Origin of the sequence: Enhygromyxa salina (assembly GCF_002994615.1) — a bacterium.
Lineage (GTDB): Bacteria > Myxococcota_A > Polyangia > Nannocystales > Nannocystaceae > Plesiocystis > Plesiocystis salina_A.
Genome location: NZ_PVNK01000165.1, coordinates 1 through 15,812, shown reverse-complemented (window position 1 = coordinate 15,812; position 15,812 = coordinate 1). Strand labels below are relative to the sequence as shown.

Sequence of the window (15,812 nt, the reverse complement as noted above, 5' to 3'; positions counted from 1 at the left end):
CGTGGACGTTAAAAAGATCTTCGAGGGGATGCCGAGCCGCTACATCAAGGGCTCGGTCGACAAGGCGACGACCTACTACTTCTCGATCGGTGACTCGAAATTCACCGTCAAGATCGACGCCGACGCGGCCACGGTCGAGCAGGGCAAGACCGTCGAGAAGGCCGACGTGATCCTCAAGACCACCCCCGCGCTGTTCGAGAAGATGGTCCTCAAGGGCAAGGCGCCCGGCCCCATCGATATCGCCAGGGGTAAGATCAAGACCAACGATCCCATGGGCCTCCAGAAGTTGCGCACGATGTTCGACTTCAAGGGGCTGTGAGCGCTCGGGCCTGTGGACATCGGCCAACGCTGGCGTAGGCTGGCCCAGGCCCATGCGCACTCCCCGAGTTGTCAGCACCGTCGTCCTCCTCACTCTGCTCCCCGGCTGCGGTCTGATCGACAAGATCCGCGGCGAGGGGGATGACGAGACCGGCGACGAGGCGAGCGAGGCCGGCGAGGCCGAAGAAGGCGCGCCCGACGACGACGGTGAAGAGACGGACGAGGCCGCCGCCAAGCCGAGCCCCCTCGTCGGACTCACGGGCGTCGATCGCTTCAAGCACTGGGCGCCTCGCCACGCCTTCATCGGCGCCCCGACCGTCGTCGCCGACGCGATCTCCGAGCAAGAGCTGATCGTCGCAACCAGCGACGCGCATGTTGGCGTGAGCAAGGACGGCGGTCAGACCTGGCAGTGGACCAAGGCCGACGACGGCGTCCGCGACGTGACCGGCTATCCGGGCGGGCCCTACGTCGCGCTTCACGAGGGCGCGATCTCGCTGTCGGAGCAGGGCCTGCTGTGGCGCCGACTCCCGCGCCTGAGCTCGGACTCGCTGATCGACGTGGTCGCCGCCGAGATCGGCCTGGTCGCGATCGGCAAGAACGGCGCCTTCATCCACGTCGGCAAGGACGGCTCGGGCGGTCACGGCGGGTGGATGCCCGACAAGTTCAAGCCCAAGGCCGTCACCGAGCTCAACGGGGCGGTCCTGGCCTGGTCGGGCAAGAAGGGCTACGGCACGACCGACGGCACCAACTGGACCGAGCTCGAGCAGCTCCCGCCGATGCCCGACGGGCGCTTCTTCTTGACCAGCGCAGGCAGCTGCTCGATCTCAAAGGTCGGCAAGCGGCGCGGCGTCGCGTGCTCGGTCAGCGGCACGGCCCACGGGATCGGCGAGGAGTTCGCGGTCGAGAGCAAGGGCGTGGTCGCGCTGACCCGCGACGGCGGCGAGACCTGGGTCAGCTCGACGCTGCCCTTCAAGGGCGCCAACTCGATCTTCGGCAGCCCCGGCGGGCCCTACTACGCGATCGGCAACAAGGGCGCGGTCGCGATCTCCTCGGACGGCGGTCAGACCTGGGTCGACCAGAAGTGGGAGGAGAGCGCCAACCTGCTCGACGGCGTCGTCAGCGGGAACAAGATCGTGATCGTCGGGGCCAAGGGCACGATCATCTACTCGACCAACGGCGGGGCCAAGTGGGACTACAGCCAGCCGCCGATCTCCAAGAGCTTCTCGTGGGTCGGGATGGACGGGAGCACCTTCGTCGCCAGCGACGGGCGGGTTTTCATCGCCAGCGCCAACCTCGTCGACTGGGTCGAGTCCGAGGGCATCGAGCTCCCGGCCAAGGCCGGCGCCTGTGACGAGGGCCCCGAGGACGGCGAGGCCTGCCGCTACGACGCCGAGGTCACCACGCCCGAGGGCATGCCCGAGGTCCGCGGGCTGACCTTCACCGGTGACGTTGGCCTCGCGCTCGGCGACGACGCGCTCGTGGCCGTGACCAACGACGGCGGCGCGAGCTGGTCGAGCGCCCACGGCCTCGACCTCGGGCGCAACGGCGCCACGGGCTACTCGGTCGCCGGCGATCAGGTCCTGGTCACCGACGGCGCCAAGCTGCTGGCCTCGGCCGACGCAGGCGGGTCCTGGGTCGAGGGCGCGCTCGTGCGCAACTACAAGATCAACGCGGTCCACGTGGTCTCCGAGGGGACCGCGGCCGGGATGTGGCTGGCCGCGGCCAAGGACGAGATCCTCGCGGCCAAGATCAACCCCGAGACCTGGCTGCCGGCGGGCGACGAGCAGCTCAAGGGGGACTGGCGGGCGATCTTCGAGGTCGGGGGCGTCGTCTACGTGTCGGGGTCCAAGGGCCAGCTGCGCCGCAGCGAAGACGGTAACACCTGGACCGAGGTCATCACGGGCATCTCCAGCCCCGTGATCGACATGGCCGGCGAGGGCCAGACCGTGTGGGCCGCGACCGCCCCGACGCGCAAGTCCAACAACGCGCTGCTGCGCAGCGAAGACGGCGGGGCGCACTTCATCTTGGTCCAGGAGATGCCCGGCGCGACCGACCAGCCCGACCTCCGCTTCGAGGGCGACGCCCTGACCTGGGCCGACCTCATCTCGCGCGACAGGGGCGAGAGCTGGCGGCGCGAGACCGAGCGCTACTTCCCGGGCCTCGTCGACGTCAACGACGGCTCGGGCATGCAGATCGCCAACCTGGTCTACCGCTACAGCGGCGATCGCCTCTACGTGGTCACCGGCGCCGGCGAGTACGACTGGGTCCGGATCGACTCGGCCTTCAACGAGGGCGGCGCGATCCAGTGCGACCCCGACAGCGGCTGCTGGATGCTGGCGAGCGGCGTGCTCTACCGCCCGCTCGGCGAGTAGCGCGAGGCCGCCCCCCTCACCCGACCAGGTCGATGAACAGCGTGTAGGCGCCGGCGCCAAAGCCGTCGACGAACACGATGACCTCTTGGTTCTCCCTGAGGATGAGGAAGAGCTCGGAGGCCGGGGCGAGGGAGTCGTCGTCGCAGGCGATCTCGAGCCCACCACACTGGCCGCCGGCTTGGACGTACAAGACCGTGTCGAAGCTCGAACCCTCGGTCGACATCACGTAGGTGCCGGAGGTCGGCGCGACGAACGAGAGCTTGGCCTCGGGGGTCCCACCGTCGCCACAGCTGCCGTCGGCGTCGTCGCTCTCGAGGCTGGTGTCGCCTCCCCAGACGACGGGGAGCGCGTTGGGCAGCGGCGTGATCGCGCAGCCGTCGCCCGTGTCGCCGTCGCCGTCGCCGTCGCCGTCGCCGTCGCCGTCGCCGTCGCCGTCGCCGTCGCCGTCGCCGTCGCCGGGGACGCCGCCGCCGAGCAGGCCGCAGGCGAGGGGCTCACGCGGCTCGCACAGGTCGTCGGCGCCGCAGTAGGAGTTCGCGTCGCACTGCCCCTCGGTGCACGGCTGACCGGCGCTCGGCAGCGCGGCGCAGACGTTGGCGGCCTCGACACACACGGCGGTCTTGGGATCGCACTGGCCCATGTCGCACGCCGCTCCCGGACCCGGCAGCGTCGCCATCGCGACGCAGGTCATGGTCTCCTCGTCGCACATCGCCCCGGCCGCGCACACGAGCTCGGGGCAGGGCTCACCGATGCCCGGCAGCGCGGGGCCGGACTGGCAGGGGTTCACGCACACGCCCGCGGAGCAGGTCAGGCCCTGGGCGCAGGCCGTGAAGGCGAGGCCGACCTCGGCCGAGGACGCGATGACCTCGCAGGGAAAGCCCGCGGCGAGGTTGCCGTGCCAGGTGTTGCAAGGCGGCACGCAGACACCGGCCGGCAGCTCGGGGACCGACGCCTTGCAAGCCAGCGACTCGATCGAGCTCAGCTCTGCGGCGGGACAGGTGCCGTCGTAGATCAGGCCGGACAGGAAGGCCTCCTCGTTGACCGCGTCGTAGGCGGTGAGCAGATCGGCGAAGCAGTCGTTGGCGGTCGAGTACGGGTACGAGTCGCACGGGCAGGAGAACACGGCCTCGCAGTAGCCCTGCGCCATCTGCCCCGGGTAGTCCTTGGCGCTGACCTCCGGGGGCGCTTCCTTGCACCCGATCGACCCGGCCAGGGCGAAGGTCGAGAGGAGCACCGCGACACGAGGGAAGCTTGATTGGCGACTCACGGCGGCGAGGATAGCCAGGTGACACTGGCCCCGCCATGGCCTGGGTGCTCCGGGTCAAGCGAGTCGCCACACACGCACGAGCCGACGCGAAGCGGAGCAAGACCTGGGCGCCGGCCGGGTCGAGCTCAGCGTTCGCTCGCCGGGACGCGGGCCCACTCGGGCAGCACGGACTCGAAGTGCTGGGCCTCGCCCGTGCGTGGGTGAGCGAAATCGAGAGTCCACGCATGGAGACAAAGGTGGCTCGGGGCCGCGCTCGGGGCCGCGCTCGGGACCGCCCCCCGGCCGTAGCGACGATCTCCGACGACGGGGAAGCCCAGGTGGGCCGCGTGGGCGCGGATCTGGTGGGTGCGCCCGGTCTCGAGCTCGACGTCGAGGAGGTGCTCGGGACCGCCAGCCTCCGGCCCCGCGAGCGGCGGGAGCTCGGCGAGGTGGCGAAAGTGGGTCACCGCGGACTTGGCCCGGCTGTCCGAGGCCCCGCCGATCTCGACCCCGCCCTCGCGCAGCTTGATCAGCGGCGCGTCACAGCTAAACGCGGCCGCGGACGCCTGCCCCGACTCGGACCGCGCTCGGATCCGGTAGCCGCGGCGGATCTCGTGGTCACGAAACTGCTTGTGCAGCGACTTGTTGGCGACGCCGCGGACCGTGAACAAGATCAGACCCGAGGCGCCGCGATCGAGGCGGTGGACCACCCCGACGTAGGGTCGAGACACCCCCTCGGACTCGAGCTTGTGGATCAGCGCCTCGCTCAGACACCCGACGGCGGTCTCGCGGGTCGGCGTGACCGGGACGCCGGCCGGCTTGTCGAGGATCACGAAGTCGTCGTCGCGGTGGACGAACACGACCCGCTCGGGCGCGAGGGGCTCGGCGTCGAGGGCCTCGAGGTACACGGTCACGCGCTCGCCGGCCGCGACCAGGACCTGGGGCAGGCGCACGCGGAGGCGGTTGACGTAGACCCCTCCGGCCCGGATCAGCGCGGCCGCGCGATCACGGTCGAGGCCGCCGACCCGGCGGACCAACAAATTGCGCAAGGTCGAGCCCTGCTCTTGAGGGACGACGCGAAACCGTTTGGGGCTGCCCTTCACCGGACTCATGATTGCGTCAGGCGCAGCTGCGCCGCCAGCTCGCGGACCTGCGCGGCGGCGACCCAGATCGCGTCGCCGCAGAAGCTACAGCGAACCTCGGTCTGGTCCTGCTCGTTGGCGAGGGCCTCGAGGTCCGTGGCCCCGAGCGTCGACAGCACGCTCAGGGCCCGCTCGGGTCCGCAGGGACAGTCAAAGCGGACCGGATGCTCGAGCATCGCGCGCGAGCCGGCGCCGCCGAGCGCGAGGCCGACGAGCTCCTCGAGCGCGCGCTCGTGGGCCTCGACCAGCGCGCGCAGGCCCGTGAGGCGCTCGCGGACGGCGCGGATCGAGTCGGGGTCGCTGCCCGGGAAGCCCTGGGCGAGGACCCCGGCCGCGCGCACGACCTGCCCCTCACCGTCGAGGATCACGGCCGCGCGCAACGCCGAGGGCAGCTGCTCGCTGTGGTCGAGGTAGTGCTCGAGGTCCTCGTCGATCTCGCCGGAGCTCAGCGCGACGTTGCCCTGGTAGGGCGCGCCGAGCCCGAGGTCGCGGGTCACGACCAGGTGGCCGCGGACGCCGAGCGCCGTCGCCGTGCTCGGGCGCGAGTCGTGGCTGACCGGGAGCTCCAGCGGGCGCAGCCCCTTGGCTGCCGACAGACACGCGCGCACGCGGCCGTCACCGTGGGCGTCGATCATGATCGGCGCGACGGGTCCGCCGCCCGCGAGCTGGATGCGCACGCGCTCCCGCTCGCCCTTGCCCAAGGTCGCGAGCAGCGCCCCGACGGTCAGCGCGCGGCCGAGAGCCACGGCCGCGAGCCCCGAAGCTCGCTGGCGACGGCAGGCCTCGCGGACCGAGTCAGTCGTGATCGCCGCGACCACGCGGATGGTCTCGGGCTCGTTGATCGCACGCAAGAGCGCGTCCATCCCGACAAGCTAGCGCCACGACGGGCCCAGGCCAACTACCCCTCGAGGATCTCGACGCCCGGCGGCGTAGAGCGCTGCGAGCGGTCCCAGATCACGAACACGAAGGTCGCCGTTGCGACCAGCCCCGCGGCGAGGGCGAAGGTCGCCGGGTAGCCCGCGTACTTGGCACAGATCCCGAAGAGCGGCCCGCCGAACAGCACGCCGAGATCGAAGAGCGCGGTGAACAGCGCGATCGCGCTGCCGCGCTCGTCCGGGCCCGCGCGCATGACCACGAGCGCCGAGATGATCGGGAACGCGAACCCATGTCCGACGCCGCACAGGATCGCGGCGCTGATCAGGTGGATCTCGCCGGTCGCACAGGCGATCAGGCCGAGCCCGAGCGCGCCCATCAGCAGCGAGGGGATCAGCACGCGGTTCAGGCCGAAGCGCTCGGGCACCCAGCCAAAGAACACGCGCAAGAGCACGGCCGCGATCGCGTAGGTCGTGAAAAACATGCCCATGGTCCCGAGCTTGGGGGCCTCGAGCAGGTAGGTCTTGAGGAACACGAAGTAGGCCGCGAGGCCCATCGCAAAGCAGCAACCGACGAACCACAGCGGGCGCAGCTCGGGCGCGGCCGCGGCGGCGAAGAAGCTGCGCGAGGGGCCTCCACGCCGGGTCTCGGGCAAGGGCAGCGAGACCAACAGCCCGGCCAGGGCGCACGCGCCCGAGACCACGAACAACGGCCGGTAGTCACCGTCGACGATCACGAAGTCGCCGAGCAGCCCGCCGACGGCCATCGGGATCATGCCCGAGACCCCGAACAGCGCGATCCCGTGGGCCCGACGGCTCGCGGGCACGAGGTCGGCGGCGACGGTGAACAAGACCGAGAACATCGCGGCCTGGGCGAAGCCATGGACCACCCGGACCCCCGCGATCGCGCCCCAGCCCGCGCCCGGGACCGCGTCGACGACGAGGTACAGCGCCGACGAGGCCACGTGGATCAGGCCGCCGACGATCATCACTAGCTTGCGCCCGCGCGTGTCCATCATCCGACCGACGAAGGGCCGGGCGAGGATCGCCGCGACCGCCATGACCGCGACGAGCACGCCGATCAGGACCTCGCCAGCCCCGCGCCCCTCGAGCCACCCGGGCCAGTGCACGTAGGAGTGAAACCCCACGCTGTGCATGAAGTTGGCGATCCAGGCGAACACGAACGCCCGAGTCCACAAGGGCTCGCGATCGGAGGCCTGCACGGCGACCTACTGTAGCCCGTCTCGCTTCAACCGTGAACGCAACAGCAGCGCGACCTTGGCGTTGACCAGCGCGATCAGCCCACCCACGATCATCGGCGCGCCAGCGTCGACGTGCTGAAACAGCGGGCCCGCCATCGTCGGCCCCGAGACCCGCGCGAGCGAGGACGCCGACTCCTTGATGCCCATGTTCCAGCCCTGCTCGTCGGCGCTCGACACCCGCGAGACCAGCGCGCTGGTCGTCGCGCTCGTCAGCCCGTTGCCGCCCGAGAGCAGCAGCCCGCCGACGGCGTAAAACGCGAGCGAGCTCCAGCTGGCCTGGCCGTCGGCGTCGACGATCGCGAGGCCCAGCAGGCGCGAGAAGTGGCCGACGCCGCCGAGCAAGATCAGCGCGATCGCAACCATGATCAGCCCGACCGCGAGCGTCGCCCCCTCGCCGAAGCGCGCGACCGCGCGGCCCACGACCAGGCCCTGAAACACGACCATGTTCACGCCGATGTAGGTCATGAACAGCCCGGTCTCGACGTAGCCCCACGCGAACACCCGCTCGCCGAACAGGGCCATCGTCGACTCCATCCCGGCGAAGGAGAGCATGAAGCAAAACACGATCACGATCAGCCAGGCCATGTGCGTGCCGCGGATCTTGGCGATCGCGCCCGCGATCCCCTTGGCGCTGAGCAGCTTCGCGCGGACCTCGAGCTTGGTCTGGCTCATCGCCGGGGCCTCGCCCGTCGAGCCCTGCCTGAAGTGGGTCTCGGGCAGCCACAGCGCGGCCATGCCGAGGTTGATCAGCGACAGCCCAGCCGAGACGAAGAAGGGCAGCTCGGTGAACACGTGACCGAGGAGCCCGCCGATCCCCGGCCCAAACACAAAACCCATGCCCATCGCCGCGCCCATCCGGCCCATGTACTTGGCCCGCTGCTCGGGCGGGACGAGGTCGGCGACGTAGGCGTGGGCCGTCGAGACGTTGGCCTTCGACGAGCCCGCGACCACGCGGGCGACGAACACCAGCCACAGCGCGTTCGCGAAGCCGAGGACCAGCGCGCTAGCGATCGAGCCCGCGATCGACACGAGCATCACCGGCCGCCGCCCGTAGCGATCGCTGATCCGGCCGAGGACCGGGGCCATCACGAACTGCGCGGCCGAGAACGCGGTCGAGAGCAGCGCGACCATGGTCTCGGTCGCGTGCATCGACTCGGCGTAGAAGGGCAGGATCGGCAAGATGATCCCGAAGCCCATGAGATCGAGAAACAGCGTGAACGCGACCGTAGCGAGCGCGCGCCGCTTGGCCCCTTCATTCTTGAGAGGGTGGTCCTCGGGGAGCTCGTCGAGCGTCGGCACGGTCGTGGTCGGCAGGCCCTAGGTAGGCGCGAGGCTGTGACAGTGTAGAGGCACGCTCCGGGCCCGTCGAAACACGAGACAGCGCAGCTCGGTCGACGCGCGCGACCCGGCCCTCGCTCGCGACCTCGGCGATCCCCTTCGGGCCCGCTCAGCCCGCGCCAATGCGCGCGCGGGCCTGTCGCGCAGCGATCGCCGCCTCGATCGCCCCGTCGAACGCCTCGCGCTCGGCGAAGCTCTTGATCTTCGGCCCGATCGTCGCGTTGACCAGCGCCGCCCCCATCATCACGAGCCGCGAGCTGAACAGCAGGTGGACATCGTCGAGGCGGAGCTTGTTCTCGCCCATCCAGTCGGTCAGCCGGCGGCGAAATTCGGCCTCGAAGAACGCGAGATCAGTCGCATCAATGGACAGACTGATCCGGTGACCGTCGTCGATGCGCTCGTTAAACCGCTCCAGCATCGGATCGACCACGATCACAGGCGCCGTACCGTAAATACGCGCGACAAAGACAGCCGACGCGAGCTCGCGGATCTCCACGTGCCCATGTTCGTGCTCGATGAGCAGGCGATCGTCGTCGAGTTCGCGGACGTCCATGGGCGAGCGGTCGCGTCACCAAAAAAGTGACAGTTGGAGAGTGTACCGAAGGCCGTGGAAAGTGCGAGGGTGGCCTTGGTCGCGAAGCCGCCCCGATTCAGGGCGACAGATTACTGGCAGTTTGGGTGGTCGCAGGCTGGGTCTCCGTGACGCGCGAGAATGAGCAGCGTCAGACGTAGGGTTTACATTCTACCCCCAACCAGGCGAACAGCGTTAGCTCCGGGCCCGGTGCGACGACGCGCCAATGGCTCATAATGGTCACCCGCCGGTCAGCCCCCTCGACAACCCGCGAGTTTTTTGCGCCACAATCGCGATCGGACCGGTCGGTCACAACTGACGACGCCCGAGGCCTCGCCTCGGTGTTCAGCTCGTCTGCGCAAGTGACCAGACCCCAGCGACGAGATCCGCGCGGTCTTGGACATCATCGCGCGCCCCTCCTAAGCTGCTGCGAACGATGACGCAGCCGCCCGGCAGCCCGCGCCCTCGCGCGCCTCAACTGGGCGCGCGCGGCCCGATCGCGCCCCGAGACGGCGGCTCGGAGGGCGAGGGTGCGACGGACGCACTCGACGCGCTGCTCAAGCTGCTGACGATCCTCGGTCGGCGCTGGCTGGTCATCGCGGTCACGACCGTGCTCGCGGTCGCGGTCGGGGTCCTGGCGATCTCCCTCGTCCAGCCGCAGTGGCGCGCGACGGCGACCCTGGTCGTCAACCCCAGCGGCCCCCAGGTGCTCGACAAGGTCCGCGGCGTCAACGAGGAAGAGGGCAACGATCGCCTCGCCTACAAGCAGTACTTCGAGACCCAGCGCGAGATCATCTCGAGCCGCAAGGTCAACGAAGCCGCGCTCGCGCAGCTGGGCCTGTCGGATGACCCCACCTTCTTGGGCACCGAGGGCATCCGCGACGCCGCCCAGCGCGAGGAGGCCGAGGCCAGCCTCGACCCGGTCGCGCGCCTCCAGTCGATGATCACCATCGAGGAGGTCCGGGGCTCGCGGGTCATGGCGATCTCGGCCGAGTACCCCGACCCCGAGATCGCCCGCGACATCGCCAACGAGGTCGCCCAGGCCTACCTCGCCCACATCACGCGGCGGCGATCCGACACGGGCGACAAGGCCAAGACCGACCTCGAGGCCGAGCTCGTGACCGCCGACGCCGAGCTGCAAAAGGCCGAGCGGGACCTCGAGGAGTTCAAGCGCGAGCACCGGATCACCTCGATCTCGCTCGAGGATCGCCAGAACCTGATCGCCCAGAGCATCTCGACGCTGACGACGGCGGCCAAGAACGCCCAGGCCGAGCGGATCGAGATCGAGTCGACCTACCGCCAGGCCAAGAAGCTCCACGCCCAGGGCAGCCTCGCCGGGGCCTCGCTGCTCAGCAGCGGCGAGCGGATCATCTTTGATCGGATGCTCGCCGAGCGGCTCGAGGCCGAGCGCGACTTCAGCGACATCGACGTCCGCTACGGCCAGCGGCACCCGCAGTGGCGCAAGGCCAAGGGCCGGGTCGAGCTGATCGACAAACGGATCGAGAGCGAGAGCAAGGGCATGATCCGCACGCTCGAGGCCCGCTACAAGGCCGCCGCCGAGACCGAGGCCAAGCTCGAGGCCGCGCTCGCCGCCGAGCGCGACGGCGCGATCGAGCTCGGCCGGCTCGAGCCCGCGTTTCGCCAGCTCGAGCGCGAGTCTCAAAACGCCGCCGCCAGCTACGCCCGCCTCCGCAGCCGGACCGACGAGATCGGGGTCAGCAACCGGGTCGAGATCCCGCCGGTCGAGGTCCTCGATCTCGCAACCTCGCCCGAGCAGCCGGTCCGCCCGCGCAAGCCGCTGTTGCTCGGGATCGCGGCCTTCATCGGGCTGAGCCTCGGGGCCGTGTTCGCGGTCGTCGTCGACCTCCGCGATCACCGGATCCGCTCGGTCGTCGACCTCGAGCGCGCGCTCTCGGGCTTCGGGCTCACGACCCTCGGCCAGCTCCCGCTGCTGCCCGCCGACCCGGCCCTCGGCGTCGGCAACGTCCGCGCCCAGCGCCGCCGTCGCGACCTCTACACCCACCTCTTCCCGCAGTCGCTGATGGCCGAGCGCTGCCGCGGGATCCGGACCTCGCTCGCGTTCATGCTCTCGAACGAGGGCTCGCTGGTCCTGCTCGTGACCTCGCCGGCCTCGGCCGAAGGCAAGAGCTCGACGGCCATGAACCTGGCCCTGAGCTACTGCCAGGCTCAAAAGAAGGTCTGCCTCGTCGACGCCGACATGCGCCGGCCTCGCCTCCACCAGGTCTTCCCCCCGCCCGTGGGCAAGGAAGAGTACGGGCTCGCGACGGTGCTCGAGGGCACCCACGAGCTCGTCGACGCGCTCCAGGGCGATCTCGAGGGCGCGCCCGAGACCCTCGAGGTCCTGACCTGCGGGCGGATCCCCGACAACCCCGCCGAGCTGCTCGAGTCTCCGGCCTGCCGCAAGGTCACGGCCGAGCTGCGCGAGCGCTTCGACGTGGTGATCATCGACTCGCCCCCGGCCCTCCCGGTCACCGATCCGCTGATCCTCGCCCCGCAGGTCGACGGTGTGGTCATGGTCGCGCGCTGCCGCTCGACGACCCGGACCGACATTCAGCGCGCGCTCACCCAGCTGCGCCAGGGCGACAACAACCTGCTCGGCGTGGTCCTCAACGAGCTCGACGCCCGCGACGAGGGCCGCCGCTACAGCTCCGAGTACTACACCTACCAACCCCACGAAGAAGCGACCGAAGGCGCCTGAGACCGTGAGCATGATCGAGACCGTCGAAGCGCAGCTGCGCGCGAACCCGCGCCGCTGGCTTGTCACCGGGGTCGCGGGCTTCATCGGCTCGCACCTCGCCGAGCAGCTCCTCGCCCTCGGCCAGGAGGTCGTCGGGCTCGACAATTTCGAGACCGGCACCCACGCCAACCTCGAGGCCCTCGTCCGCGGGGCGGTCGCCCGCGGGGCCGCCGACGCCGACGATCGCCTCCACGTGATCGAGGCCGACGTGCGTGACTTCGACGGGGTCCTCGCGGCCTGCGAAGGCGTCGACCACGTGCTCCACCACGCCGCCGTGGCCTCGGTCCCGCGCACGATCGCCGAGCCCCTCGACGCCTTCGCCGTCAACGTCGACGGGACCTTCAACGTGCTCGAGGCCGCCCGCCAAGCCGGCGCTCGCAGCCTCGTCCACGCGTCCTCGTCGGCGGTCTACGGCGACTGCCCGGGCGAGCCCGAGACCGGCGCCCAGCTCGAGCAGCGGATCGGTCGGCCGCTGTCGCCCTACGCCGCCCACAAGCACGTCGCCGAGGTCCTCGGGCTCGCAACCACGCGCAGCTTCGGGCTGCCCGTCGCCGCCTTGCGCTACTTCAACATCGTCGGCGCCCGCCAGGATCCCAACGGCGCCTACGCTGCAGTGATCCCCAAGTGGGTCGCGCTCCTGGCCAAGGGCGAGCAGCCGGCGATCTTCGGCGACGGCCTCAACACCCGCGATTTTTGCCCGGTCGAGGACGTCGTCCAGGCCAACCTCCTGGCCGCGACCTGGCCCGAGCGCGCGTCAGCCGATCAGCGCGAGCGGCCCGGCGATCCGAGCGAGGCCGTGTTCAACGTCGGCCTCGGCGGGCGCACGACCTTGCTCGAGCTCTACGAGATGATCCACGCGGGCATGGTCGAGCTCGGGGCCCCCTGCGAGGGTCTCGCCCCACGCCACGAAGATCCGCGAGCCGGCGACATCGTCCACAGCCGCGCCGACATCAGCCGCGCCCGCGAGCAGCTCGGCTACGCGCCGCGAAGGTCGATGCAGGCGGCCCTGCGCGCGACGATGAAGTGGCTGCTGAACCCGAGCTGAGCGACTCGAGCACACGCGGACCGCGAGGGTGCTGTGAACGCTAGCGCGCCAGCCACGCAAGCACGTGAGTGGCGTCACTGAAAAAAGCATGACGGGTTCACCGACTCAGGACACAACCACTGGTGAACGCTGCTCGTGTGGGCCACCCGGTTCACACGACAACACACAGCGCGGGGGTGCCCGATAGGGGCAAGCATTCTGGCACCCGGTCAGTTCGACACCGCGTCACCACCGACCCACGCACCGTGAGCTCGCTTCCTGGGGGAGTTCACGGTGCGTGACTTTTTGTTTTGGAGCCCACGAAACATGTAGCGCTACGGATCACGCAGCGGCCTCCCAAGTGAAGGCTACAGGGGAGGCGGACATACACTTCGCTCGAACGGCCAGGCCGCCGAAGCCGCCCTATTCCTGATCTAGCAGGCCTTTGACGGCCTTTGACGGCTCCCGGAGCCCCGTGCAAGATCGTTCCATGAACCTGCGTGTCGGCCTCGCCTCGATTGGCTTCGCGACCTGCCTGCTCGGCTGTGGCCTGCGCACCGATCCCGACTACAGCCCCGTGTGTGTCGACAACACGGTCGCGGGCGAGACCGGCGAGACCGGCGGCGAGCCGCTCGCGCCCCGTATCGGCTCGTGCCAAGACCCGATCGACCTGCCCACGGGCCAGAATATCGTCGTCCGCGGCAGCCTCGGCGGGTGCTCGGGGACCGAGGGCTGGTGCGGCGGAAGCGGGGCCGAAGACGTCTACCGCATCGGCTCGGTCGTCGGCGACGTGTTCGTCGACTTCCGGCCGGAAGAGACCAATTTCAACCCCGTGCTGCGGGTCGTGCGAGGCGAAGATCCGTGCCTCGAGGGCGTCATCGAAGAGTCCGAAGTCTGCGCTGACATCGTCAATTCCGTGCCTGGTCGCGGTTTCTACGACCAGGGCGGCGACGACACCTACTACATCATCGTCGACACCGAGCTCGGGGAGTCCGGCGACTATGCCTTCGACCTTCGCTTCGGCGACAACGCGTTCGAGGGTGACTGCCTCGACGCCGTCGAGGACCAGGCGATCGAGCTGATGGCCGGCGGCAACTTCGTGTGGGAGGCCACCCTCGACGCCAAGCAGGGCCGCCTCGACAGCAGCTGCTCGGCACCCGGCGACGAGGACATCTTCACCCTCGTGCTCACCGGCGGCGGCACGGTCACCGCCAGCGTCGAGGTCCTCGAGGGCGACATCCAGCCGATCGTCTCGCTCCGTGACGACTGCGCGACCGCGAGCGAGCTGTCCTGCGGCGGCTTGGCCTCGGCGAACTTCGGCGGATCGGCCACCACCTACCTGGTCGTCGATCAGATCGGCGCCAACAAGGGCCGCTACCGCCTGACCGTCGATTTCTTTTAGACCCCCCCGGCCACCTTGGACTTTGCCACGCACGGCCGCTGCGCGGCCGGTCGCTCGTTCCTCGCTCGGTGGGCCCTCATGTGCCTCGCAGTGGGTTGCGTGGCCCCCTGAGAGGGGGCTCGTCTGAGCGCCTCGACGACCTCCTTGGTCCGCCTGACGCCGCCGGTCTCTCGGGGGGGGCGGGAGCGCCTGCGGTCTTGTGATCGAGGCCGACCAGTAACTTGACCTGACCCGGGATCGGCTGCGAACCTCGTGGTCGACCGCCGATGGACGAAATCCTGCGAAAGATCGTTGAGGGCACGCCTGGCGCCAAGGGCGCGATCCTCATGGGCTTCGACGGGATCGCCGTCGAGCAGTGGCTGCAACCAGACTCCGACACCGACATCGAGTCGATGGCGATGGAGTTCTCGTTTCGCTTCCTCGAGCTGCGCGACGCAGCCAACAGCCTCGAGATGGGTACGATCTCGGACATCACGCTCAAGGCCGAGTACGGCACCGTGCTGGTCCGGGTGCTGTCCCAGGAGTACTTCGTGACCGTGTTGCTCGAGAACGCCGCCCACATGGGCAAGGGCCGCTGGATGCTCCGCTCGCAGGCCAAGGCACTCAGCGCCGATCTCTACCCCGGCTGATGCCCTGATGCCGATGTCGACGCCGACATCGACGCCCGCCGGGTGCGTCCTGGTCGTCCACGGGCCCAACTTGAACTTGCTCGGGGTGCGCGAGCCCGAGATCTACGGGGCGACGACGCTCGCCGAGATCGACCGCGAGCTCGTCGCCCTCGGCGAGCAGCTTGGCCTGGCGGTCGAGACCTTCCAGGCCAACGGCGAGGGTCAGCTCATCGATCGGATCCACAGCTTCAGCTCCGCGTCGCGCCCAGCGTCGGGCCCGGCGCCCAGCCCCGCCCCTGCGATCCCCGCTGCACACCCTCGAGCAGACGGCCAAAGTGTGGATCCTCCGCCAACTCGGCGCGGACTGATCATCAACCCCGGAGGCTACTCCCACACCTCCATCGCCCTGCGCGACGCGATCACCGGAGTCGCGTTGCCGACGATCGAAGTCCACCTCTCGAACCTCTACGCCCGCGAGGCCCTGCGCCACAACTCGGTCACAGGGGCCGCCTGCGCGGGTGTGATCATGGGCCTCGGCCCCGACTCCTACCGCCTCGCGCTTCACGCTCTCGCCGCACGGCTCACGAACCCGCCGCAAGCCCCCCGCGCGGCCTAAACGACCGAGACGGGCTGAGTCCGAGCGGGGAGATCCCTCGCGACGCCTCGCCCCATCTTCGGCCCCTGACGACGGCCAGATTGCCGCCTAGACTGGCCCGGCCGACCTCTCCGACTCCGACTCGACTCCGACATGTCCGACCAAGACTCGAAGCTGCCCGACATCGCCTACGTCAGCGAGCTCGCCAAGCTGTTCAAGCGCTTCCGACTCGATGAACTCGAGATCGAGACCGGCGAGCAACGCATCTTGATGCGTCGCGGTGAACTGACGACGACCCCCGCTC

The 15,812-nt window shown here is 69.8% G+C and carries 13 protein-coding genes; 7 read left to right on the top strand and 6 right to left on the bottom strand.

Going from position 1 to position 15,812, the window contains the following annotated elements; all coding sequences use genetic code 11:
- Position 1 precedes the first annotated feature (1 nt).
- Complete coding sequence (locus tag ENSA5_RS37800) at positions 2-319, top strand: hypothetical protein (RefSeq protein ID WP_181197881.1); 318 nt, start codon at positions 2-4, stop codon at positions 317-319.
- A gap of 52 nt (positions 320-371) precedes the next feature.
- On the top strand, positions 372-2,690 hold the full coding sequence (locus ENSA5_RS18065; protein WP_106392926.1) for a beta propeller repeat protein: 2,319 nt from the start codon (positions 372-374) through the stop codon (positions 2,688-2,690).
- 16 nt (positions 2,691-2,706) lie between these two features.
- Here the strand turns inward: ENSA5_RS18065 and ENSA5_RS18060 are convergent, their stop codons facing one another.
- The 6 genes from ENSA5_RS18060 to ENSA5_RS18035 all read right to left on the bottom strand — a co-directional run bounded on the left by ENSA5_RS18060 (position 2,707) and on the right by ENSA5_RS18035 (position 9,103).
- Positions 2,707-3,957 (bottom strand): hypothetical protein, encoded by a 1,251-nt coding sequence (locus tag ENSA5_RS18060; RefSeq protein ID WP_146155833.1) that lies wholly within the window; start codon positions 3,955-3,957, stop codon positions 2,707-2,709.
- Between the two features lie 125 nt (positions 3,958-4,082).
- On the bottom strand, positions 4,083-5,039 hold the full coding sequence (locus ENSA5_RS18055) for an RluA family pseudouridine synthase (protein WP_181197880.1): 957 nt from the start codon (positions 5,037-5,039) through the stop codon (positions 4,083-4,085).
- A gap of 5 nt (positions 5,040-5,044) precedes the next feature.
- Positions 5,045-5,941, bottom strand: a complete 897-nt coding sequence (locus tag ENSA5_RS18050) for an Hsp33 family molecular chaperone HslO (RefSeq protein ID WP_106392923.1) — start codon at positions 5,939-5,941, stop codon at positions 5,045-5,047.
- A gap of 35 nt (positions 5,942-5,976) precedes the next feature.
- Positions 5,977-7,173, bottom strand: coding sequence for an MFS transporter (locus tag ENSA5_RS18045; protein ID WP_106392922.1), 1,197 nt, complete (start codon positions 7,171-7,173; stop codon positions 5,977-5,979).
- Positions 7,174-7,179: 6 nt separating this feature from the next.
- Positions 7,180-8,511: an MFS transporter gene (locus tag ENSA5_RS18040; protein WP_106392921.1), complete on the bottom strand. Its 1,332-nt coding sequence runs from the start codon at positions 8,509-8,511 to the stop codon at positions 7,180-7,182.
- 148 nt (positions 8,512-8,659) lie between these two features.
- Complete coding sequence (locus ENSA5_RS18035) at positions 8,660-9,103, bottom strand: hypothetical protein (RefSeq protein WP_106392920.1); 444 nt, start codon at positions 9,101-9,103, stop codon at positions 8,660-8,662.
- Between the two features lie 454 nt (positions 9,104-9,557).
- Between ENSA5_RS18035 and ENSA5_RS18030 the strand changes: the two genes are divergently transcribed.
- The 5 genes from ENSA5_RS18030 to ENSA5_RS18010 all read left to right on the top strand — a co-directional run bounded on the left by ENSA5_RS18030 (position 9,558) and on the right by ENSA5_RS18010 (position 15,529).
- Positions 9,558-11,840, top strand: coding sequence for a GumC family protein (locus ENSA5_RS18030; protein WP_106392919.1), 2,283 nt, complete (start codon positions 9,558-9,560; stop codon positions 11,838-11,840).
- Positions 11,841-11,850: 10 nt separating this feature from the next.
- Complete coding sequence (locus ENSA5_RS18025) at positions 11,851-12,924, top strand: NAD-dependent epimerase/dehydratase family protein (protein WP_106392918.1); 1,074 nt, start codon at positions 11,851-11,853, stop codon at positions 12,922-12,924.
- Between the two features lie 469 nt (positions 12,925-13,393).
- Positions 13,394-14,305: a hypothetical protein gene (locus ENSA5_RS18020; RefSeq protein ID WP_106392917.1), complete on the top strand. Its 912-nt coding sequence runs from the start codon at positions 13,394-13,396 to the stop codon at positions 14,303-14,305.
- Between the two features lie 266 nt (positions 14,306-14,571).
- Positions 14,572-14,934: a roadblock/LC7 domain-containing protein gene (locus ENSA5_RS18015; RefSeq protein WP_106392916.1), complete on the top strand. Its 363-nt coding sequence runs from the start codon at positions 14,572-14,574 to the stop codon at positions 14,932-14,934.
- A gap of 13 nt (positions 14,935-14,947) precedes the next feature.
- A complete protein-coding gene (locus tag ENSA5_RS18010) occupies positions 14,948-15,529 on the top strand; it encodes a type II 3-dehydroquinate dehydratase (RefSeq protein ID WP_106393012.1) in 582 nt (193 codons plus the stop codon).
- Positions 15,530-15,812 lie beyond the last annotated feature (283 nt).

Coding starts and splice junctions, on each gene's coding strand:
- ENSA5_RS18065 (WP_106392926.1), top strand. CDS start 372: ATGCGCACTCCCCGAGTTGTCAGCACCGTCGTCCTCCTCACTCTGCTC.
- ENSA5_RS18050 (WP_106392923.1), bottom strand. CDS start 5,941: ATGGACGCGCTCTTGCGTGCGATCAACGAGCCCGAGACCATCCGCGTG.
- ENSA5_RS18035 (WP_106392920.1), bottom strand. CDS start 9,103: ATGGACGTCCGCGAACTCGACGACGATCGCCTGCTCATCGAGCACGAA.
- ENSA5_RS18030 (WP_106392919.1), top strand. CDS start 9,558: ATGACGCAGCCGCCCGGCAGCCCGCGCCCTCGCGCGCCTCAACTGGGC.
- ENSA5_RS18025 (WP_106392918.1), top strand. CDS start 11,851: ATGATCGAGACCGTCGAAGCGCAGCTGCGCGCGAACCCGCGCCGCTGG.
- ENSA5_RS18020 (WP_106392917.1), top strand. CDS start 13,394: ATGAACCTGCGTGTCGGCCTCGCCTCGATTGGCTTCGCGACCTGCCTG.
- ENSA5_RS18015 (WP_106392916.1), top strand. CDS start 14,572: ATGGACGAAATCCTGCGAAAGATCGTTGAGGGCACGCCTGGCGCCAAG.
- ENSA5_RS18010 (WP_106393012.1), top strand. CDS start 14,948: ATGTCGACGCCGACATCGACGCCCGCCGGGTGCGTCCTGGTCGTCCAC.